Raw genomic sequence first — 20,477 nt, 5'->3', positions numbered from 1 at the left:
AAGGGCTCCGCCGCGCGAACGGGGAGCCCTATACCAAAGATTCGGTGGCGGAGAGCCGGTCAGGCGGCGACGCGCATTTCCAGCCGTTCCCAGATTTCGACCAGAGCCTCGGTCAGATTGCGCATCATCGCCTCGGTATGGGCGGGGCCGGGGGTGAAGCGCAGACGCTCGGTACCGCGCGGCACGGTCGGGAAATTGATCGGCTGCACGTAGGCACCGTATTCGGCGAGCAGGATGTCGCTGATCTTCTTGGCCTTGACCGGATCGCCGACCATCAGCGGCACGATATGCGTGGTCGAATCCATGACCGGCAGGCCCGCGTCGCGGAACATCTGCTTCAGCATCGCGGCGGAGCGCTGCTGACCGTCGCGCTCGGCGCTGGAGCTCTTGAGGTGCTTCACCGAGGCGAGCACGCCTGCCACCAGTACCGGCGAGAGCGAGGTGGTGAAGATGAAGCCCGGCGCGTAGGAGCGGATGCAGTCGATGATCTTCTGGTTGGTGGCGATATAACCGCCCATCACGCCGAAGGCCTTGCCCAGCGTGCCCTCGATGATGTCGATGCGGTGGGCCGCCTCGTCACGATCGGTGATGCCGCCGCCGCGCGGGCCGTACATGCCGACGGCGTGGACTTCGTCGATATAGGTGAGGGCGTTGTACTTTTCGGCGAGGTCGCAGATCGCGTGGATCGGGGCGACGTCGCCGTCCATCGAATAGACCGATTCGAAGGCGATCAGCTTGGGCAGGGCGGGGTCGGTGGCGGCCAGCAGTTCCTCAAGGTGTTCGAGGTCGTTGTGGCGCCAGACCTTCTTCTCGCAGCCCGAATTGCGGATGCCCGCGATCATCGAGGCGTGATTCAGCTCGTCCGAGAAGATCACGCAGCCGGGCAGGAGCTTGGCGAGGGTGGAGAGCGTGGCGTCGTTCGAGACGTAGCCCGAGGTGAACAGCAGCGCGCCTTCCTTGCCGTGGAGGTCGGCCAGCTCGCTTTCGAGTTCGATGTGGTAATGGGTGTTGCCGCCGATGTTGCGGGTGCCGCCGGAACCTGCGCCGACGTCGTGCAGCGCTTCTTCCATGGCCTCGATCACCTTGGGGTGCTGGCCCATCGCAAGGTAGTCGTTGGAGCACCAGACGGTGATCGGCTTGGGGCCGTTGTGCCCGGCGAAGCAGCGCGCGTTCGGATAGGCGCCCTTGTTGCGCAGGATGTCGATGAAGACGCGGTAGCGGCCTTCCGAATGGAGGCGCTCGATCGCCTGATCGAAAATGTGTTCGTAGTTCACCTGGGCACTTCCTGCGTTCGCCTTTGGGGGACTTCACGTCCTTGGGCTATTACCCGTTGCTGCGGGCAAATACATGATCGCCGGGGACATGGCCAGTCGCTTGTCCCGCAGACTGTGATCGATCTTTTGCAAATAGGCTTGCGCAAAACCGCTCGCAATGCCCGGCACATCGCGCGGTTCGTGCCCGGCGACGATGGTCATCGCCGGGGCGGCGCGCTTCAGCGCCTTGATCGTCATCAGCCAGGAAACCGTCTCGCGGCGCTCGTCGCCGTCGGTCATCGTCGCGAAAGTGCGGGCCGGGGGGCGCAGTTCCATCCAGTTTGCGTCGATCGTGGCGACATCGCCGGTGAAGAGGAATTCGCGGCCGTTCGCCAGCCGGACGTACACCATCATCGCCCGGTCGGGCAGATCGGCCAGCGGAACGACCACCACGCCGGGCGCCACTGCGCGCGGCTCGCCGTCGCCAAGGTCGGGAAGCGGGATCGCGTCCGGAGAGGACAGGGCCGGGTTTCCGTGATGGAGCGGCCGGTCCAGCAGCACGAGCTTCATCGCTGCCGCTTCGATCCGGCGATCGACCCGGTGCTGGGCGGCGGCGTCGAAGTCCTCGATATCGCGCTTCTTCGCCTCTCTGGGCGTCGTCCCGGCGTCGATCAGGATAGGTGGCTGACCGGGGACGATCGCTTCGAAGGCGCGCACGGCCAGTCGCTCCGGGTGGAAGCCGCTACCGGCGGCGATCCGGTTGGAAAGGAGGGTGCGGTAGCCGACGACTTCCTGGCGCAGTTCGGCGGGAGCGGGGCCGGGCATACTGGCGGCGAGGTCCCGCAGACGGGTGATGTCGAGAGGATAGGCCTTGGCGCCGGGGGCGCTACGGTCGAGCTGGAACCAGTAGAGCGGCACGCCGACGAGCAGCAGGAGGATGAGCAGCAGCAGGTTGAAGCGCGGCGTCAAAACCTTCCGCCTTCGGGCAGCCCGTAGCGGGCCAGCGCCTCGCCGTAGGCTCCGGGAAATTCGCCCGATCCGGTGAACAGCGCGCGGTCGGGGACCTGGCGCGCGAATTCCTGTCCGGCGGTAAGCTGGGCGATGCGCCGGGCTATGCCTTCGGCGCCGTGAACGAAGCGGACACCGGGTCCGAAGGCCTGCGCCAGTTCCTCTTCCAACAGCGGGAAATGGGTGCAGGCGAGCACGAGCGTGTCGATGTCCTCGCCGCCGGGCATGGCTCGCAGGGCTTCGGCGGCGCGGGTGATCGCGGTAGGATCGACCGGCTCGCCGCGCAGCTTGGCTTCCGCCGCCTCGACCAGACCGGGGCCACCGTAGCGCAGCAGGCGCTTGCCGCCTGCGAATTCCTGTTCAAGCCGGTCGACATAGGCCTGGCGGATCGTCGCCTGCGTGCCGAGCAGGCCGATCACGCTGCTGCGGGTCATCGCTGCCGCGGGCTTGATCGCGGGAACGGTGCCGACCACCGGCACTTCCAGCACTTCGCGCACCATGCCGAGCGCGATCGTCGAGGCGGTGTTGCAGGCGATGCAGACGAGGCGCGGGGCGAAGCGCTCGGTCATGCGGCCGAGCAGCCCGGCGACGCGGGCCGTGACCTGGGCCTCGGTCTTGGTGCCGTAGGGCAGGCCCGCCATGTCCGCCGCGTAGATCACCGGGGCCTGGGGCAGCACCTTGCGCAGTTCGCCCAGCACGGTGAGGCCGCCGACACCCGAATCGAACAGCAGGATCGGCGCGGCGGGATCGACGGAAGCGACGGCGGGATTGGCGGCGGGGGTATCGAGAACGGGGGACGGCATGGCTTTATTCCTGGACCTTGCACCCTGTTAATCGCTGAGGAGGGAAAAGGGCAATGTTCATTGCTGCAAGCCGCTTCTAGTGTTGGTGGAAGAACGGCACCGGCCCACGCCCCCACCCGACCTCCCATCAGGATACACTCGTGGGAGGTCGGGTGGGGCTAAATGACTTGGGGGCCGGTGCCGCAAAATGCGCTTTGGCGCATTTTCAAACAAAGTCTAAGAGCGACGCATGGAATGGATTCTCGCCCTTGTGCTGGGCTATGCCCTCGGTTCGGTGCCTTTCGGCCTTCTCATCACCCGGATAGCGGGCGCGGGCGACTTGCGCGCGATCGGTTCGGGCAACATCGGCGCCACCAATGTCCTGCGCACCGGCCGCAAGGGGCTGGCCGCCGCGACCTTGCTGCTCGATTTGCTCAAGGGCCTGGCGGCGGTGCTGATCGCCGCGCACTTCCTGCCGGAATGGACCTGGCTGGCGGCGCTCGGCGCGTTTCTGGGGCACTGTTTCCCGGTCTGGCTGGGCTTCAAGGGCGGCAAGGGCGTCGCGACCACGGCGGGCATCGCCTTCGGCCTCGCCTGGCCGGTGGGGCTGGCCTATGCGCTGACCTGGATCGGCCTGCTGCTGACGGTGCGGATTTCCTCGGTGGCCGGAATGATCGCCGCCGTCGTCGCGCCGATCGCGGCGCTGCTCCTCGGTCATGGTGAGGCCGCCGCCGTGCTCGCGGTGATCGCGGCCATCGTGCTGTTCCAGCACCGCGAGAACATTGCCCGCCTGCGCGCCGGGACCGAGCCGAAAGTCGGGAGCGGCAAGAAACCGTGACAGGGCAAGGGGGGGAACAGGAAGGCAAGACTTCAGCTAGTCTCTCACAGGAGGAAGCCTTTGCCCGCATCCGTCTCCTGCGTTCTCCCCATATCGGCCCGGTCACGTACATGCTGCTCCTGGCGCGCTTCGGCGATGCCCGTGCTGCGCTTGGCGCCCTGCCGGACCTCGCCGGGCGGGCGGGCAAGGGCTACGAGGTAGTGCCCGAGCGCCGCGTGCAGGCGGAGATCGCCGCCACCCGCAAGGCCGGGGCACGCTATCTCTTCCACGATTCCCCCGACTATCCGGCGCTGCTCGCCTATTCGGAAGGCGCGCCGCCGATCCTGACGTTCCGGGGCGATACCGGCGTGCTTGGCCGACCCACCGTCGCGATCGTCGGTGCGCGCAATGCCTCGGCGGGCGCGGTGCGTCTGGCGCGGGACTTCGCCCATGGCCTGGCGGAGGCCGGTTTCACGGTCGTCTCCGGACTGGCGCGCGGGATCGATGGCGCGGCGCATCAGGGGGCGCTGGCAGGCGGCGCGACCGTCGGCGTCATCGCCAGCGGGATCGACGTGGCCTATCCGCCCGAACATGCCGAATTGCAGGAGCGCGTGGCGACCGAGGGCCTGCTGCTGGCCGAGCAACCGCCCGGTACCGAGCCGCTGGCGCGTCACTTCCCCACCCGCAACCGCATCATCGCCGGGCTTGCCGCCGGTACGATCGTCGCCGAGGCGGCGCCCAAGTCGGGATCGCTGATTACCGCGCGTCTGGCGGGGGAGATGGGGCGTGAGGTCATGGCCGTGCCCGGATCGCCGCTCGATCCGCGCTCTCACGGCTGCAACCAGCTCATCCGCGACGGCGCCGTGCTGGTGCAATCGGTGGAGGACGTGGTCGAGCTGCTTTCCGGCTTCGACGGCGCGGTGCGGACGGGTTTTCGCGAGGGGCGTCCCGCATGGCACCCCGTCGCGGAAGAAGCCGGGCAGGACACGGAAATCGAGATCGCCGACTTGCTCTCCACCGCCCCCATCGCCGTCGACGAACTGATTCGGCAATCGGGCGCGGGGGCACCGGCCATCCACATGGCCCTGCTGGAACTGGAGATCGGCGGCAGGCTCCTGCGCCATGCGGGGGGCAGGGTAAGTCTCGCATGAGGCCGCATTTCCGGGACTGGGACACGGAAACGAACGAGCCACATCCAAGCCACATCTCCGGGCTTGACGAAGCGCCCAATGGCTTCCCACCCTATGCGTACACGTATATGCGCACACGTAAGGGCGCATTGGCGCCCAGGGGCACACAGAGTCTGAAAGTATGCAGCTAGTCATCGTAGAATCGCCGGCCAAGGCGAAAACCATCGAGAAGTACCTCGGCAAGGACTATAAGGTTCTCGCCAGTTACGGCCACGTCCGCGACCTTCCGCCCAAGGACGGCTCCGTCCGCCCGGACGAGGGCTTCGAGATGGACTGGGAGCTTTACGGCGACAAGCAGAAGCAGGTGAAGGCCATCGCCGACGCCGCCAAGGGGGCAGACCGCCTGATCCTCGCGACTGACCCTGATCGCGAAGGCGAGGCGATTTCCTGGCACGTCCGCGAGCTGCTGGCCAAGCGCCGCGTCCTGCCCAAGGACGTGCAGCGCGTGACGTTCAACGCGATCACCAAGGACACCGTCACCAAGGCGATGACCCAGCCGCGCGAGCTGGATCAGGACCTGATCGACGCCTACCTCGCCCGCCGCGCGCTGGACTATCTTTTCGGCTTCACGCTCTCGCCGGTGCTCTGGCGCAAGCTGCCCGGCGCCAAGTCGGCGGGCCGCGTGCAGTCCGTTGCGCTGCGCCTGATCGTCGACCGCGAGCGCGAGATCGAGGCGTTCAAGCCGCAGGAATACTGGTCGGTCGCGGCGCAGATGGCGCATGATGGCACCGACTTCACCGCCAAGCTGGTGGCCTTCGAGGGGAAGAAGCTCGACCGTCTGAGCATCGGCGAGGAAGGCACCGCGATGCGCGCCAAGGCCGCCGTCGAAAGCGGCGCCTTCAAGGTGGAATCGGTCGAGACCAAGCCGCACAAGCGCAACCCGCAGCCGCCGTTCACTACCTCGACGCTCCAGCAGGAGGCCGCGCGCAAGCTGGGCTTCTCGGCCAGCCAGACGATGCGCGTGGCGCAGACGCTCTACGAGGCGGGCGCGATCACCTATATGCGTACCGATGGCGTACAGATGGACCCGAGCGCGATCTCGGCCGCCCGCGCGGCGATCAGCGACCGCTTCTCCGGCCACTACCTGCCCGAGCAGCCGCGCGTCTACCAGACCAAGGCGAAGAACGCGCAGGAGGCCCACGAGGCGATCCGACCGACCGACTTCACCAAGGACCGTTACGGTTCGGGCGACGAAGGCCGTCTCTACGACCTGATTTTCAAGCGCGCGATGGCCAGCCAGATGGCCTCGGCGGCGCTGGAACGCACCACCGTCACCCTGCGCGACGGCACCGGCCAGCACGAGCTGCGCGCCTCGGGCCAGGTGGTGAAGTTCCCCGGCTTCCTCGCCGTCTACGAGGAAGGCCAGGATAACAAGTCGGACGAAGACGATTCGGGCCTGCTGCCCTTCATGAAGTCGGGCGACATGCCCGCCAAGAAGGACGTCATCGCCGAACAGCACTTCACCCAGCCGCCGCCGCGCTTCTCCGAAGCCAGCCTCGTCAAGCGTCTGGAAGAACTCGGTATCGGCCGTCCTTCGACTTATGCGGCGACGATCCAGGTCATCAAGGACCGCAACTACGTCCGCACGGAGAAAAACCGTTTCTTCGCAGAGGAATCGGGCCGACTGCTCACTTCGTTCCTTGAGCGCTTCTTCCCGCGCTATGTCGCTTACGAATTCACCGCGGGCATGGAAGACGAGCTGGACGACGTGTCCGGCGGCCGTCAGGAATGGAAGGCGCTGCTCGAAGCCTTCTGGCGCGACTTCAAGCTGAAGTCCGACGAAGTCATGGAGAAGAAGCCCTCGGAAGTGACCGAGGCGCTCGACGAATTCCTCTCCGACTACCTGTTCCCGCCCAAGGTGGACGGCACCGACCCGCGCCTCTGCCCCAAGTGCGGCGAAGGCCGTCTCTCGCTGCGCGGCGGGCGCTACGGCGCTTTCGTGGCCTGCTCGAACTATCCCGAGTGCAAGTTCACCCGCAAGTTCGCGCAGCCCGGCGGCAGCGCGGACGGCGGCGACGACGAGTCGCTGGGGCAGGACCCCGAGACCGGCCTTGAGATCGTGCGCCGTTCGGGCCGCTTCGGTCCCTATATCCAGCTCGGCGAGGGCAAGGAGGCCAAGCGCGCCTCGATCCCCAAGGACATCGACGAACTTACGCTGGAATGGGCGATCAAGCTGCTCAGCCTGCCGCGCACGGTCGGTCCGCACCCCGAAACCGGTGAGAACATCACCGCCAGCATCGGTCGCTACGGTCCCTATCTGGCGCATAACGGCAAGTATGCGCGCCTGCGCAATACGGCCGAAGTCTTCGACACCGGCATGAATGCGGCGGTCTCGATGCTGGCCGATGCCGCCAATCGCGGCGGCGCCGCGCGTGCCAAGGCGGAGCCGATCAAGGTGCTGGGTGTGCACCCGACTTCGGGCGGCGAGATCAAGGTGCTGGCGGGCCGCTATGGCCCCTACGTCACCGACGGCACCACGAATGCGACGCTCCCGCGCGACCAGAAGCCGGAAGACCTGACGGCCGAACAGGCGATCACCCTGATCGACGAGAAGGCCGCCAAGGGACCGGCGAAGAAGAAGGCCGCGCCGAAAAAGGCCGCCGCCAAGAAGGCTCCGGCCAAGAAGGCTCCGGCCAAGAAGGCTCCGGCCAAGAAGGCCGCTGCCAAGGACGGCGACAAGCCTGCCGCCGCCAAGAAACCGGCGGCCAAGAAGCCTGCCGCGAAGAAGGCAGCGCCAAAAACAACGGCCAAGGCCAAGAAGGAAGCCGCCGAATGAGCGACAAGATCGCCAAGCACAAGCAGCCCTGGAAGCCTGAGGAACTGCAGAAGCTCCAGACTCTTGCCGGTAAGGGCAAGGGTCTGAAAGAGATCGCCAAGGCGCTCAACCGCACCGAGGAATCGACCAAGGATGCCGCGCGTCAGCACGGGTTCTCGATTGCCAAGGCACGCTGAGAGTCAGCGTTTCAGGCGGTAGAGACCGAACTTCCGCGTACCGATTGCCACGCCCTCGTAGCGCTCATAGGAGCGCGCGAGGGCGTTTCGTATCTGCGCCCGTGTCCTGAGGTTCGGCAGGTTGGGGCGACTCGTTTCCGCGACGACGATCACGCCGGGGCGGCTGGCCAGAATTCGCCGGACTTCGGTCACGGGATCGATGCCCAGCGCTCCGGCCTCGTTCATCGCGTTGAGGTGGCTGGGATAGGCGAAGCGGGTTGGGATGCAGGCCCGTGTCGTCCGGTAGAGCGCGCTGTCGCCCTCGTAGACGTAGAGGCAACGGCCATGCAGTTCGCGTGAGACGGCAGCGCTGGCGGCGGCGAATTCCTTCGCCGTTCCGCGCTCGCGAACTTGCAGGGCCGGGACCACCAGCGCGCCGAGCAGGCCGAAGCCGAGCAGCAGCCGTCCGTACCAGCGCTCGCCGGGAACAGTGCGTGCCAGTGCGGGCGCGGCCAGCAGGCAGAGCGGGACGAGAACTGGGCCGAGATAGTGGTCGTACCAGGTTCCGAAGACGAGAAAGCCCAGCAGCGCGGTAAAGGCCCAGATCCGGATGCTGGTGAGCACGGCGGGGTTCGCTTCCCGCAAGACGGGCAGGCGGGTGGGGGCCAGCACGATGGCCAGCGCGAAGGGAATAAGCGCGAGGCTTTCCTTGGCTAGCTGCGCGAAGGCGTCGGCCTGATCGACGGTGCGGCCGAAGATCGAGAGGAAGTTGGCTTGCAGGAAGGCTTCGGCATGGCCGATCGCCGCATAGCCCATGAACACCAGCAGCGTCGGCACAAGGGCGGCGAAGGCCCATGCCGTTCCCGCTGCGGCGAGGCGTGGCATGCTCCAGCCGACCGCGCGTCCGCGTGCCAGCAGCATGAGGCCGAAACCCATGCCTTCGAACACGACGCTGTACTTGATCTGCAAGGCCAGCCCGACGAGCAGCATGGCCGCCATGCCGCGCCGGAACAGCCTGCGGTCCTCGTCGCGCCGCCGGGCATCGAGCACGAGGCCCGCTGCAAGGGCGACCGGCAGGTTGTAGAAGACCGGCGACTGCCCCAGCGCCACGTTGAACACCGGCTGATAGAGTAGATAGGCAAGGCCCGCCGCTTGCGCCGCGCGCGGCGGGGCGATCCGGCGGGCCATGCGTTCGATGACGAGCGCGGTCAGGACCGAAAAGACCAGTCCGGCAATCTGGTATGTCAGCACCGGATCGAACGGCAGGGCTAAGACGCTGCGATAGAGCAGGAACAGGCCGTAGGGCTTGCGGTCCCAGATATCGACGAAGGGCAGCGCGCCCTCGGTCATGCGCTGGCCGACGAGGAGATAGAACTGCTCGTCGGACTGGAACGCAGGCTTGCCGAACATCGGAATTCTGAGCGTGGCGGCCAAAGCGAGGAACAGCAGCGGCGAGCCGGGCACAAGCCGCATTCGGCTTGCCGTCAGCCGCGCCATTGCGATCATTGTCCGACCTTTCTGCGCGTTCGCTCTCGGCCGCCGGGGCAGGCGTTGCCGTCAGGCCGTCCTTGCTCCGCCAACGTTGCGGTTTGGCGACAGGCCGGTTTGCCCAACCTTCCGTATGGCTTGCAGGCGGTTCCGCTGGGGGGCACCTTGCGCACCGATTTCGAACTCGGGCGTTGGAGTGACATGCTGCGAATGAACGATGGCGAGCCGGTTCCGGGCCGGACGACGGATGGTCCGGATGCCCGGGATTCCGGGCTGCCGCTGCCGCGCCGGTTATGGGCGATCGTGGCGATTTCCTTCGGTACCGCGCTATTTGTGCTCGACGGCACGATCGCCAATGTCGCACTGCCGACGATCGCCCGCGATCTCTCCGTGGAGGAGGGCGTCGTCGTCAATGTGGTGACGGTCTATCAGCTCGTCATGGTCATGGCGCTGCTGCCTTTCGCCAATCTCGGCGAGCGACTGGGGCTGAGGCGCGTCTATCAGGCCGGGCAGGTGATCTTCATGATCGCTTCGGGACTTTCATTCTTCGCGAGTTCGTTGCCGCTGCTGCTGTTGATCCGCGCTGGCCAGGCGCTCGGCGCGGGCATGGCGATGAGCGTCGGCACGGCCCTGATCCGGCAGATATATCCCAAGGCGAAGCTGGGCAGCGGGCTGGGCATCAATTCGGTGATCGTCGCTTCCTCCAACGCGCTGGCGCCGGTTCTCGGCGGTTTCATCGTGGCCCATGCCGACTGGCACTGGATCTTCGTGGCAGCCGTTCCCTTCGCGCTGGTTTCCCTGCTGATCGGTCGTTTCCTGCCCGACCCCCAGCGCGGCGATACGCCGTTCGACTGGGTTTCAGGCCTGTGGAGTGCGGGCAGCTTCGTCCTGCTGATCGGCGGCGTGGAACTGGCCGCGCATGGCGGCATGGTGGAGTTGGGGCTGGCTGCGGCATTTGTCGGTATCGCCTCAGCCCTGCTGCTGGCCCGCCGCGAGCGGCGCAAGGCGAGCCCGGTCTTTCCCGTGGATCTTCTGGCTCAGCCTGCGATCGGTCTCTCGACGGTTGCGGCGATAGCGGGCTTCATCGCCTCGGCGGCGCTGATCGTCGCGCTGCCGTTCCGGCTGGAGCAGGGCATGGGTTACAGCGTCGAGGACGTGGGTTTGCTGGTCCTGCCGTTCCCGCTGACGATGCTGGTCGTCGCGCCGGCGGCAGGCTGGCTCTCCGACCATGTCTCGCCTTCGATCATGGGACTTGTCGGCATGGGTATCGCCGTTGCCGGGCTGGTCTTGCTGGCGTTTCTGCCGGCCCATGCCGGAGCTTTGGCGATCGCCTGGCGGCTTGTCGTCGCCGCTTTCGGGTTCGCCCTGTTCTTCTCGCCCAATGCCCGCATGATCGTCAGCAATGCGCCGCGTGAGCGGGCGGCGGCGGCGGGCGGACTGCTCGCAACCGGACGCCTATTCGGACAGACGCTCGGCGCGGCGATGATCGGAACGATGTTGTCGCTCGGCGCCGGGCAAGGCCCCGCCCCGATGCTGGTGGCCGCCGGACTGGCCGGGATTGCCGCCATCGCCAGCTTTGCGCGCTGGCGACTGGCGGGCAATTAGCGCCTCGGTCGCCCGGAGCCGGAGGAGGGTGTCGCCGTTGCCGTAGGGGTGGGCGAAGGTACGGCCTTGGGGGGGCCGGGCACTGCGGGCGGCACCACGACCGTCGGAGTGCCGGAGGGGATCGACTGCGGCTGCATGGTGAGGCCCGGCTTGGCCTGCTTGACGCCCGAGCGGGTCAGCCACCAGCCGATGTCGTTGGCGGTCGCCTGCATTCCCGCAAAGTTGAGGTGCCATTGAAGACCCTGGCTGCCATCGTAGCCTTCAGGTGAGCCGATCATCCAGGGCAGGGTGTCGCAGGGCGTATGCGCAGCCGAAGACTGGTTCATCTCGACGACGATGGCGCCGTAGGCCTGCGCGACGCGGCCGGTGATCTCGGAAAGACGCTGGCCGATACGGCGGGTGATGGCGGCATGTTCTTCGCTGACAGGGGTGGCCGCGCAGAGCGCGCCTGGCTGCGGCAGCGGCGTGAAGTACTGCACGAAGACGAGGCGCGCGCGGGGCGCCACCGAGCGGATGCGCCGGGCGATCTCCATCATCTGCATTTCGTCGCGTGCGTACTCGACCTCGGTGGGCACTTTCACCGTGCCGCAGGACGGCCGCTTGGCGCCGTGGGGCAGCTGTTTGGCGCGGTAGATGCAGGTCGCGGTGAAGAGATTGCCGATGTAGTTGAGGTCGTTGCCGCCGATCGTCACCGTCACCAGCCGCGTCTGCGGGGTGACCGCGCTGATCTGCGGCGGAATGTCTCCCCAGGGACCGAGCACGTTGTTGGTGGTCGCGCCCGAGCAGGAACGGTCGGTCAGGATCATCCCGAAGCGCTCGGCAAGGAGCGTCGGGTAATTGTTCATGCTCTGACCGCAGCGGGCAGGCGCGCCGCCCTTGGCAGGCGGCAGCATCGGCCCGGCGGCGAAGGACGAGCCGATGGCGACATAGCGCTGCCCGGCCAGGCTTTCCTCGACCGCGGCGACCTGTTCGCTCTCCGCGGCCCGCGCGATAGCGGGCGCGGCGAAGGCGCCGAGAAGCATGGCCGCTCGCGCGGCCTTCATCGACGGTAGGCGCGTCATTACTTGACCCAGTCCAGTCCGATCTCTTCGTAGATGTCGCGCGCGTCGGCCCAGTTTTCCTCGACCTTCACATGGAGGAACAGGTGGACCTTCTGGCCCAGCACTTCGGCCAGTTCCTTGCGCGCGGCCTCGCCGATCGCCTTGATCTTGGAGCCGCCCTTGCCGAGCACGATGGCGCGCTGGTTGTCGCGGGTAACGACGATCTGCTGGCGGATTTCCACCGAACCGTCCTTGCGCTGCTCGTAGGCCTCTGGGCGGACCGCGGCATCGTAGGGCAGTTCCTCGTGGAGCTGGCGATAGAGCTGTTCGCGGGTGATCTCGCAGGCGAGCAGGCGTTCGCTGGCGTCGGAGACCTGATCCTCGGGATAGTGCCAGGGCCCTTCCGGCATCAGCCCGGCAAGGTGCGCCTTGAGTTCGGGCACGCCGTCGGCGGTCAGCGCCGAGACGAAGAACACTTCGTCGAACTGGACCTTGCCGGTCAGTTCCTGCGCCAGGACCAGCAGCGGTTCCTTGGCGCCGGCATCGACCTTGTTGATCACCAGGATCTTGCGTTCCGGGCGGGTGGCCAGCGCTTCGAGCAAAGGCTCAAGCTCGTGGCGGCGCTTCTTGATCGGATCGACCACCAGCAGCACGGCGTCGGCTTCCTGCGCGCCTTCCCAGGCGGCGGCGACCATCGCGCGGTCGAGACGGCGCTTCGGCTCGAAGATGCCCGGGGTATCGGCCAGGATGATCTGGGTTTCATCGAGCAGGGCGATGCCCATCAGGCGCGCACGGGTGGTCTGGGCCTTGGCCGAAGTGATCGCCACTTTCTGGCCGACCAGGGCGTTGACGAGCGTGGACTTGCCCGCATTGGGGGCGCCGATGACAGCTACTAGACCGCAATGTTCGGTCATCCGAATTTCCTCATGAATTCCTCGGCGGCGCGGGTTTCGGCATCCTGCTTGGAATTGGCCGTGGCACGCGCGGCGCCGACGTTATAAATAGCAACCTCGACAGTGAACTGCGAGGCATGATCGGGGCCGGAACGCTCGACCAGCTTGTATTCCGGCATGCGGCGACGGTTTCCGGCGGCCCATTCCTGCAGTGCCGACTTGGGGTGCTTGCGCTTGCCCGCCTTGCCCTGCATCGGTTCCGCCCAGAGCTTGCGGACCATCTGGCGCGCGGCCTCGAAGCCGCGTTCGGTGAAGCAGGCGCCGATCAGCGCTTCCATCACGTCGCCCAGGATATTGTCACTGTCCAGCCCGCCGTCGTCGCGGGCCTGCTTGCCGAGGCGCATGTGCGGGCCGAGGCCGATGCGGCGCGCAACCTCGGCACAGGTCTGGCGGCTGACGAGCGCGTTGAGGCGCTGCGAAAGGCGGCCTTCCGCCTCCTCGCTGTTTTCGAAAAGCCATTCGGCGACCGAGAGCCCGAGGACCCGGTCGCCGAGGAATTCCAGTCGTTCGTAATTGCGTTTCTCGCCGGTGCTGCCGTGGGTGAGGGCGGACAGCCAGAGCGCCTCGTCGGCGGGCGCGGCACCCGAGATTTCGGCGAGAAAGTTGCGGTCTATTGCTTCAAGCACTTAGATCACGCTCCCGATCCGGCTCCAGCGGGCAGCGGTGAACCAGGTCCAGGGCTTGAGCCACTGCGCGTCGCCGTCGGTGGAGAACATCATGATGGCAGCCTTGCCGACCAGATTGTCTTGCGGGACGATGCCGATGCCCTGGCCCTCGATCGCCGGGAAGCGGCTGTCGAGCGAGTTGTCGCGGTTGTCGCCCATCAGGAACATGTGGCCTTCGGGGACGATGTAGACGCCGGTGTCGTCCTGCGGGGTCTGGCCGAGATCGAGCACGTTATAGCTCTTGCCGTTCGGCAGGGTCTCGCGGAACTGCGGATAGTTGCAGACCGGGCCGCCCGCCGCATCCTTGCCTTCGAATTCGGGCGCGTAGCAATGGGTGTTGGAGGTGACCGGCAGCACGAAATCGGGCTGCTTCACGCGCGGCACGGCCTTGCCGTTCAGGAAGACTTGCCCTGCCTTTACCTGCACTTCGTCACCCGGAAGACCGATGACGCGCTTGATGTAATCGACGTCGTTGCCGGGAGGGGCCTTGAAGATCACCACGTCGCCGCGTGCGGGCTGGCTGGCGAAGATGCGGCCGGGGATCAGCGGCAGGCTGAAGGGCAGCGAATACTTCGAGTAGCCGTAGGACCACTTCGAGGCGAAGAGATAGTCCCCGTTCAGCAGGCGCGGGAGCATCGATTCGCTGGGAATGTTGAAGGGCGAGATGATGAAGCTGCGCAGCACCACCACGCCCAGCACCAACCAGAGCAGGAAGGAGAAGAAGCCCTCATCCTTCTTGGCATCTTTCTTTGCAGGCTTGCCGCCTGCGCCGGAAGGCGGCACTGCGGATGTTTCGGGAGTGGGGCCGGAAGTCGCGGTTTCGATGTCGCTCATGGCTCGAACCCTTGTTGCGCGCGGGGCCATCCGTCAAGGAGATACGCGGGCAAGATGTGCCGCTATCGACCAAAAACGTCATGTTTTCGTCGAGCGACATGTGTAGATGTTTACGCAAGAATGGCACTTGGCCTTCCGCTGCCTGCTATGCATAAGGCTGCCCCCAAGTTGAACAAAGGAACCATGGCATGAGCGAAGCGGTGTGGAACAAGCTGAAAGGATTGCCCAAACCGACGCTTGCCGAGCTTTTCGACGCCGATCCGGCCCGTCTCGACCTGCTCGCCAGCCGTCTGGAGCTGGGCGACGAGACCAGCCCCGGCGCGATCCGGTTCGACTGGTCGAAGACCCACCTCGACGCGGCCCATATCGCCGCCTTCGAGGAACTGGCCGTGGCGACCGATTTCGCGGGGCGCCGCGCTGCGCTCTTCGCGGGCGAGATCGTCAACACGACCGAGGGCCGTGCCGCCGAACATACCGCCCAGCGCGGTGTCGGCAGCGAGGAGAGCGTCGTGCTCGCCCACGAATTCCACGCCCGCATGGCCGCCATCGTCGAGGCGATCCACCGCGGCGCGATGGGTGAGGTGAAGCACCTGATCCACGTCGGCATCGGCGGCTCGGCACTCGGCCCGGCGCTGGCGATCGATGCGCTCGCCCGCGACGGGGCGATGGTGGACGTTCATGTCGTCTCCAATATCGACGGCTGCGCGCTGGAAGCGGCCTTCGCCAAGTGCGATCCGGCGACGACGATGCTGGCGGTCGCCTCCAAGACCTTCACCACTATCGAGACGATGACCAATGCCGAAAGCGTTCTCGGGTGGATGCGCGAGCACGGCGTCGAGGACCCCTATGGCCGCGTCGTCGCGCTGACCGCGGCGCCCGAAAAGGCCGTCGAATGGGGCGTGGATGAGACGCGCATCCTGCCGTTCTCGGAAAGCGTCGGCGGGCGTTATTCGCTGTGGTCTTCGATCGGTTTCCCGGTCGCCATGGCGCTCGGCTGGCCGGACTTCGCCGAGTTCCTCGACGGTGCGGCGGCGATGGACGTGCACTTCCGCGATACCGACGGCCTCGCCAACCTGCCGCTGCGCGCGGCCTTTGCCGACCAGTACTACACCCGTCTGCGCGGCTGCCAGACCCGCGCGGTCTTCGCCTATGACGAACGCCTCGCATTGCTGCCGGACTATCTCCAGCAGCTGGAGATGGAATCGAACGGCAAGAGCGTGAAGGTCGACGGTTCGCCGGTTGACGGCCCGACGGCGCCGATCACCTGGGGCGGCGTCGGCACCGATGCCCAGCACGCGGTCTTCCAGCTGCTGCACCAGGGCACCAACCTCGTGCCGGTGGACTTCATCGCCGCGATCGCGCCGGGTGACGACCTCAACCCCGCGCATCACCGCATCTTGCTGTCGAACTGCTTCGCGCAGGGCGCCGCGCTGATGGCGGGCAAGGCCAGCGAAGACCCGGCCCGTGCCTATGCGGGCGACCGCCCTTCGGCGACTATCCTGCTCGACGAAGTCTCGCCCGCGACCTTCGGCGCGCTGATCGCCTTCCACGAGCATCGCACTTTCGCGAATGCCGTGCTGATGGAGATCAATCCCTTCGACCAGTTCGGCGTCGAACTGGGCAAGGAAATCGCCAAGCAGATCGAGAAGGGTGGCACCACCTTCGACCCTTCGACCGAAGCGCTTCTCAAGCTTTCGGGTATCGCCTGATAAAAAAGCCGGGGCAGGTCATGTAGACCTGCCCCGGCTCCTTGCGGGGTTTCGCTGGAGGTCGATACCCGTCAGGATCGGTATTCGAGGGCTTCGGGCCGGTCTGCCGGAAGCGGTAGGCGGGCGCTGTCTCCGGCAGGACGCTTGCCGGTAAGCTGGCGCAGCAGTGACTTGCCGTCCTCCCAGCTGCCGATCTTCGAATCCGCATTGATGTGGCCGGTCTCGCCCGCGTCCACGAACTGGCTGCCCCACTGGCGGGCGAGCAGGCGTGCGGTCGGGAAGCCGATCCACGGATCGTTGCGGCTGGCCACCAGGATCGAGGGGAAGGGCAGGGCCTCGCTCGGCGTCGGTGCGAAGCCGTTGAGCCGGTCGTCGCGCGGGAAGAAGTCCACTTCCGGCGGCGCGACCAGAAGCGCGCCGACTACCGGAGATGTCGTTCCCGGTTGTTCGAACTTCGCCCACCATGCCGTCAGCAGGCAGCCGAGGCTGTGCGCCACCAGCACGACCGGGCGTCCGGCGCGCTGCACCGAATGGTTGAGTCGGTTGATCCAGGTGTTGCGATGCGGTTTTTCCCATAGGCCGAGGTCGACCATCTGGGCATTGTCCATCTCTTCGGCCCAGCGGCGCTGCCAGTGGCCGGGGCCGCTGCCGTCGAGGCCGGGGATGAGCAGCACGAGCGGTTCCTGCGCAGGTGCTGCGGGCTCAAGGTTCGTCTTTGCCATTCTCTCTTCTCCCGACTGAATCGTTGCTGGGGAGTTCGGGCCGCCGGGCGCAGGCTGTCCTGTAGGGAGCGGCTGGTGATGCGACTCCCATAAACTCAACTGTTTTGGTTGACAAATATTTTGCGGTCAGCGGGGCGGCCGTTTCGACGGTTCGTTACTTGGGGCGGGTAAAGGAGAGCTTCTCACGCGGGGCGGAACACCCGGTGGCAATCGGCGGCGATCTGCCCCATATGCCCCGTGCCCGGACTGCAGGCCGGTGCAGCAGGAGCCAAGTGCATGTCAGAATTCGACTACGACCTCTTCACCATCGGCGCAGGATCGGGCGGCGTGCGCGCCAGCCGGATCGCGGCGGCGCACGGCGCGCGCGTGGCGGTTGCCGAGGAATATCGGGTCGGCGGCACTTGCGTGATCCGCGGCTGCGTGCCCAAGAAGATGCTCGTCTACGGCGCGCACTTCGCTGAGGACCTTGAGGACGCAAAGCACTTCGGCTGGGACATTCCGGAAGCGAAGTTCGACTGGATCAAGCTGCGCGACAACGTGATGGGCGATGTCGACCGGCTGAATGGTCTCTACACGCAGACGCTTTCGAACAACCAGGTGGAAATCTTCCACGAGCGCGCCACGATCACCGGCCCGCACGAGATCACTCTGGCCAGCGGCGAGAAGAAGACGGCGAAAGTCATCCTCATCGCCACCGGCGCGCGCCCGCTGATCCCGTCCTGCCCCGGCCACGAGCACGGCATCACCTCGAACGAGGCCTTCCATCTCGATGCGCTGCCCAGGCGCATCCTGATCGCGGGCGCGGGCTATATCGCCAACGAGTTCGCGGGCATCTTCCACCAGTTCGGCTCGAAGGTGACCCTCATCAACCGCTCGGACCAGTTGCTGCGCGGCTATGACGAATCCATGCGCGACCGCCTGCTCCAGATCTCGCTCACCAAAGGCATCGATTTCCGCTTCAATGCCGATTTCCGGGGCATCGAGAAGAACGCGGACGGCTCGCTGACGGTCTCGATGACCAACCACGAGCCGCTCGAAGTCGACTGCGTGATGTTCGCGACCGGCCGCGTGCCCAATATCGAGGGGCTGGGGCTGGAGAACGTCGGCGTCGAACTGGACGACAAGAACGCCATTAAGGTCGACGAATATTCGCAGACCAGCGTCGATCATATCTACGCCGTGGGCGACGTGACCAACCGCGTGCAACTGACCCCGGTGGCGATCCGCGAGGGCCATGCCTTTGCCGATACCGTGTTCGGCGGCAAGCCGACGACGGTGGACTACGGCTGCATCCCTTCGGCCGTATTCAGCCATCCGCCGATCGGTTCGGTGGGTCTGACCGAAGCGCAGGCACGCCAGCAGTACGGCGAGGTCAAGATTTACACGAGCGACTTCCGCCCGATGAAGAATGTCGTCGCCCACCGTAACGAGCGTTCGCTCTACAAGATGGTCTGCGACGGGCATACCGGCCGCGTGCTGGGCTTGCACATGATCGGCCCGGAAGCGCCGGAAATCATCCAGGCCGCTGCAATTGCGGTGAAGGCGGGTCTGACCAAGGCCGATTTCGACGCTACCGTGGCCGTCCATCCCACGATGTCCGAAGAGCTTGTTCTCATGAAGTGAGTTGTTTGCGGGCGGGCCGTGCTTGTCCGATCTGCGATCACCCCGGACCGCTGCGTCCGGACGAAGCAAGGGCGCTGCTACCGATCCCCGGTTGCGGCGCTTTTTGCATGGGACGGCGCGGACGCTCGTCGATGAGGCGCCGGGGCGGGGCTGGATGCGAACCTGCCACTTTTGTCATTTAACCGATCAATTAAATCTATTGACCTTACCCCCCCGAACTGCCTAGCAGAGGCAATAATTCGTGCCGTCAAGGTCACTTTCCAAGGGAACCCGGATGTCCGCCAATATCGCCGAAATGGAGAAGCGCCGCGCCGCAGCAAAGCTGGGTGGTGGTGAGAAGCGCATTGCCGCGCAGCACGCCAAGGGCAAGCTGACCGCGCGGGAGCGTCTCGACATTCTGCTGGACGAAGGCAGCTTCGAGGAATTCGACCTCTACGTCGAACATGACTGCACCGACTTCGGCATGGAAAGCCAGCGCATCCCCGGCGACGGCGTCGTCACGGGTTCTGGCACCATCAATGGCCGCCTTGTGTATGTGTTCAGCCAGGATTTCACCGTGTTCGGTGGCTCTCTGTCGCACCGTCACGCGCAGAAGATCTGCAAGCTGATGGACAATGCGATGAAGGTCGGCGCGCCGGTGATCGGTCTCAACGATTCCGGCGGCGCGCGCATTCAGGAAGGCGTGGCCTCGCTCGGCGGTTACGCCGAAGTGTTCCAGCGCAACGTGCTCGCATCGGGCGTGGTGCCGCAGCTTTCGCTGATCATGGGCCCCTGCGCGGGCGGCGCGGTCTATTCGCCGGCGATGACGGACTTCATCTTCATGGTGAAGGACAGCTCCTACATGTTCGTCACCGGGCCGGACGTGGTGAAGACCGTGACCAACGAAGTCGTCACGCAGGAAGAGCTGGGCGGTGCGGTCACGCACTCCAGCAAGACCTCGGTGTCCGACCTTGCGCTGGAGAACGATATCGAGGCGCTGCTGGCGGCGCGCGATTTCTTCGACTTCCTGCCGCTGAGCAACCGTGAGGAAGTGCCCGAGCGTCCTTGCGCCGACCCGTGGGACCGTGCCGAGGAAAGCCTCGACACCGTGATCCCGCCTTCGGCCAACCAGCCTTACGACATGCATGAGGTGATCAGGAAGACGCTCGACGAGGGCGATTTCTTCGAGGTTCAGCCGATGCATGCCGGCAATATCATCGTCGGTTTCGGCCGGATCGAGGGCAAGACGGTGGGTGTCGTCGCCAACCAGCCGATGGTGCTGGCGGGCGTGCTGGACATCAACTCGTCCAAGAAGGCCGCGCGTTTCGTGCGCTTCTGCGATGCTTTCAACATCCCGATCATCACGTTCGTGGACGTGCCGGGCTTCCTGCCGGGCACCGATCAGGAGCATAACGGCATCATCAAGCACGGCGCCAAGCTGCTGTTCGCCTATGCCGAGGCAACCGTGCCGAAGATCACCGTGATTACCCGCAAGGCCTATGGCGGCGCCTACGACGTTATGGCGTCAAAGCACCTGCGCGGCGATCTCAACTACGCCTGGCCGACCGCCGAAATCGCGGTGATGGGCGCCAAGGGCGCGGTGGAGATCATCTTCCGCGGCCTCTCGCCCGAAGGCATTGCCGAGAAGACCAAGGAATACGAGAACCGCTTCGCCAATCCCTTCGTGGCGGCGAGCCGGGGCTATATCGACGAGGTGATCTACCCGCACTCGACCCGCAAGCGCATCGCGCTGGGGCTGCGCAAGCTGCGGACCAAGAGCCTCGAAAACCCCTGGAAGAAGCACGACAACATTCCGCTTTGACGTGAGCTTGAGCCGCGAAAGACGGCCAGCATCAGAAACAAAATTGGGAAGTCAGG

At 65.9% G+C, this 20,477-nt stretch carries 17 protein-coding genes; 8 read left to right on the top strand and 9 right to left on the bottom strand.

Features of this window, described 5'->3' with window-relative positions; all coding sequences use genetic code 11:
- Positions 1-59: 59 nt before the first annotated feature.
- Genes hemA through murI form a run of 3 tightly spaced genes read right to left on the bottom strand, consistent with a single transcriptional unit; the run spans position 60 to position 3,064 of the window.
- Positions 60-1,274, bottom strand: a complete 1,215-nt coding sequence (gene hemA, locus ACZ1II_RS17985) for a 5-aminolevulinate synthase (RefSeq protein ID WP_465144972.1) — start codon at positions 1,272-1,274, stop codon at positions 60-62.
- 33 nt (positions 1,275-1,307) lie between these two features.
- Complete coding sequence (locus ACZ1II_RS17980; RefSeq protein ID WP_465144971.1) at positions 1,308-2,222, bottom strand: hypothetical protein; 915 nt, start codon at positions 2,220-2,222, stop codon at positions 1,308-1,310.
- Positions 2,219-3,064: a glutamate racemase gene (gene murI, locus ACZ1II_RS17975; protein WP_465144970.1), complete on the bottom strand. Its 846-nt coding sequence runs from the start codon at positions 3,062-3,064 to the stop codon at positions 2,219-2,221. The genes ACZ1II_RS17980 and murI overlap by 4 nt, the downstream gene beginning before the upstream one ends.
- A gap of 229 nt (positions 3,065-3,293) precedes the next feature.
- Between murI and plsY the strand changes: the two genes are divergently transcribed.
- The 4 genes from plsY (at position 3,294) to ACZ1II_RS17955 (ending at position 8,002) form a co-directional block, all read left to right on the top strand.
- Positions 3,294-3,881 carry a glycerol-3-phosphate 1-O-acyltransferase PlsY gene (gene plsY / locus ACZ1II_RS17970; RefSeq protein ID WP_465144969.1) on the top strand — a complete coding sequence of 196 codons (588 nt, stop codon included), beginning with the start codon at positions 3,294-3,296 and terminating at the stop codon, positions 3,879-3,881.
- Positions 3,878-5,011, top strand: coding sequence for a DNA-processing protein DprA (gene dprA / locus ACZ1II_RS17965; protein ID WP_465144968.1), 1,134 nt, complete (start codon positions 3,878-3,880; stop codon positions 5,009-5,011). Before plsY ends, dprA begins: the two co-directional genes overlap by 4 nt.
- A gap of 160 nt (positions 5,012-5,171) precedes the next feature.
- On the top strand, positions 5,172-7,826 hold the full coding sequence (gene topA / locus ACZ1II_RS17960) for a type I DNA topoisomerase (protein WP_465144967.1): 2,655 nt from the start codon (positions 5,172-5,174) through the stop codon (positions 7,824-7,826).
- Complete coding sequence (locus ACZ1II_RS17955) at positions 7,823-8,002, top strand: hypothetical protein (RefSeq protein ID WP_313440627.1); 180 nt, start codon at positions 7,823-7,825, stop codon at positions 8,000-8,002. Before topA ends, ACZ1II_RS17955 begins: the two co-directional genes overlap by 4 nt.
- Before the next feature lie 3 nt (positions 8,003-8,005).
- Here ACZ1II_RS17955 and ACZ1II_RS17950 read toward each other — a convergent pair whose 3' ends face one another.
- Positions 8,006-9,454: a hypothetical protein gene (locus tag ACZ1II_RS17950; protein ID WP_465144966.1), complete on the bottom strand. Its 1,449-nt coding sequence runs from the start codon at positions 9,452-9,454 to the stop codon at positions 8,006-8,008.
- A gap of 216 nt (positions 9,455-9,670) precedes the next feature.
- Here ACZ1II_RS17950 and ACZ1II_RS17945 point away from each other — a divergent pair, with 216 nt between their 5' ends.
- Positions 9,671-11,074 carry an MFS transporter gene (locus ACZ1II_RS17945; protein ID WP_465144965.1) on the top strand — a complete coding sequence of 468 codons (1,404 nt, stop codon included), beginning with the start codon at positions 9,671-9,673 and terminating at the stop codon, positions 11,072-11,074.
- Here ACZ1II_RS17945 and ACZ1II_RS17940 read toward each other — a convergent pair.
- The 4 genes from ACZ1II_RS17940 to lepB are packed head-to-tail and all read right to left on the bottom strand — an operon-like array spanning position 11,071 to position 14,566.
- Complete coding sequence (locus ACZ1II_RS17940; protein ID WP_465144964.1) at positions 11,071-12,135, bottom strand: SGNH/GDSL hydrolase family protein; 1,065 nt, start codon at positions 12,133-12,135, stop codon at positions 11,071-11,073. The two genes, ACZ1II_RS17945 and ACZ1II_RS17940, sit on opposite strands and share 4 nt — an antisense overlap.
- On the bottom strand, positions 12,135-13,028 hold the full coding sequence (gene era, locus ACZ1II_RS17935) for a GTPase Era (RefSeq protein WP_147215499.1): 894 nt from the start codon (positions 13,026-13,028) through the stop codon (positions 12,135-12,137). Before era ends, ACZ1II_RS17940 begins: the two co-directional genes overlap by 1 nt.
- The gene (gene rnc, locus ACZ1II_RS17930) at positions 13,025-13,693 is read right to left on the bottom strand and encodes a ribonuclease III (RefSeq protein WP_465144963.1); all 669 of its coding nucleotides are present in this window, start codon (positions 13,691-13,693) and stop codon (positions 13,025-13,027) included. The genes era and rnc overlap by 4 nt, the downstream gene beginning before the upstream one ends.
- Positions 13,694-14,566 carry a signal peptidase I gene (lepB, locus tag ACZ1II_RS17925; RefSeq protein WP_465144962.1) on the bottom strand — a complete coding sequence of 291 codons (873 nt, stop codon included), beginning with the start codon at positions 14,564-14,566 and terminating at the stop codon, positions 13,694-13,696.
- A gap of 188 nt (positions 14,567-14,754) precedes the next feature.
- Here lepB and pgi point away from each other — a divergent pair, with 188 nt between their 5' ends.
- Positions 14,755-16,275 carry a glucose-6-phosphate isomerase gene (pgi, locus tag ACZ1II_RS17920; RefSeq protein ID WP_465144961.1) on the top strand — a complete coding sequence of 507 codons (1,521 nt, stop codon included), beginning with the start codon at positions 14,755-14,757 and terminating at the stop codon, positions 16,273-16,275.
- 71 nt (positions 16,276-16,346) lie between these two features.
- Here pgi and ACZ1II_RS17915 read toward each other — a convergent pair whose 3' ends face one another.
- On the bottom strand, positions 16,347-16,997 hold the full coding sequence (locus ACZ1II_RS17915) for an RBBP9/YdeN family alpha/beta hydrolase (protein ID WP_465144960.1): 651 nt from the start codon (positions 16,995-16,997) through the stop codon (positions 16,347-16,349).
- Between the two features lie 276 nt (positions 16,998-17,273).
- Here ACZ1II_RS17915 and gor point away from each other — a divergent pair, with 276 nt between their 5' ends.
- Both gor and ACZ1II_RS17905 read left to right on the top strand, forming a co-directional pair.
- Entirely contained in the window at positions 17,274-18,620 is a 1,347-nt protein-coding gene (gene gor / locus ACZ1II_RS17910; protein ID WP_465144959.1) for a glutathione-disulfide reductase, read from the top strand.
- A 274-nt stretch (positions 18,621-18,894) separates the two neighbouring features.
- Positions 18,895-20,421 carry an acyl-CoA carboxylase subunit beta gene (locus ACZ1II_RS17905; protein WP_465144958.1) on the top strand — a complete coding sequence of 509 codons (1,527 nt, stop codon included), beginning with the start codon at positions 18,895-18,897 and terminating at the stop codon, positions 20,419-20,421.
- The last annotated feature ends 56 nt before the right edge of the window (positions 20,422-20,477 follow it).

The sequence above is a fragment of the Novosphingobium sp. BL-S-20 genome (assembly GCF_055521635.1).
This window is presented reverse-complemented; position numbering and strand designations above follow the sequence as displayed.

Coding starts and splice junctions, on each gene's coding strand:
- murI (WP_465144970.1), bottom strand. CDS start 3,064: ATGCCGTCCCCCGTTCTCGATACCCCCGCCGCCAATCCCGCCGTCGCT.
- plsY (WP_465144969.1), top strand. CDS start 3,294: ATGGAATGGATTCTCGCCCTTGTGCTGGGCTATGCCCTCGGTTCGGTG.
- topA (WP_465144967.1), top strand. CDS start 5,172: ATGCAGCTAGTCATCGTAGAATCGCCGGCCAAGGCGAAAACCATCGAG.
- ACZ1II_RS17955 (WP_313440627.1), top strand. CDS start 7,823: ATGAGCGACAAGATCGCCAAGCACAAGCAGCCCTGGAAGCCTGAGGAA.
- ACZ1II_RS17950 (WP_465144966.1), bottom strand. CDS start 9,454: ATGCGGCTTGTGCCCGGCTCGCCGCTGCTGTTCCTCGCTTTGGCCGCC.
- ACZ1II_RS17945 (WP_465144965.1), top strand. CDS start 9,671: ATGCTGCGAATGAACGATGGCGAGCCGGTTCCGGGCCGGACGACGGAT.
- ACZ1II_RS17940 (WP_465144964.1), bottom strand. CDS start 12,135: ATGACGCGCCTACCGTCGATGAAGGCCGCGCGAGCGGCCATGCTTCTC.
- era (WP_147215499.1), bottom strand. CDS start 13,028: ATGACCGAACATTGCGGTCTAGTAGCTGTCATCGGCGCCCCCAATGCG.
- lepB (WP_465144962.1), bottom strand. CDS start 14,566: ATGAGCGACATCGAAACCGCGACTTCCGGCCCCACTCCCGAAACATCC.
- pgi (WP_465144961.1), top strand. CDS start 14,755: ATGAGCGAAGCGGTGTGGAACAAGCTGAAAGGATTGCCCAAACCGACG.
- ACZ1II_RS17915 (WP_465144960.1), bottom strand. CDS start 16,997: ATGGCAAAGACGAACCTTGAGCCCGCAGCACCTGCGCAGGAACCGCTC.
- gor (WP_465144959.1), top strand. CDS start 17,274: ATGTCAGAATTCGACTACGACCTCTTCACCATCGGCGCAGGATCGGGC.
- ACZ1II_RS17905 (WP_465144958.1), top strand. CDS start 18,895: ATGTCCGCCAATATCGCCGAAATGGAGAAGCGCCGCGCCGCAGCAAAG.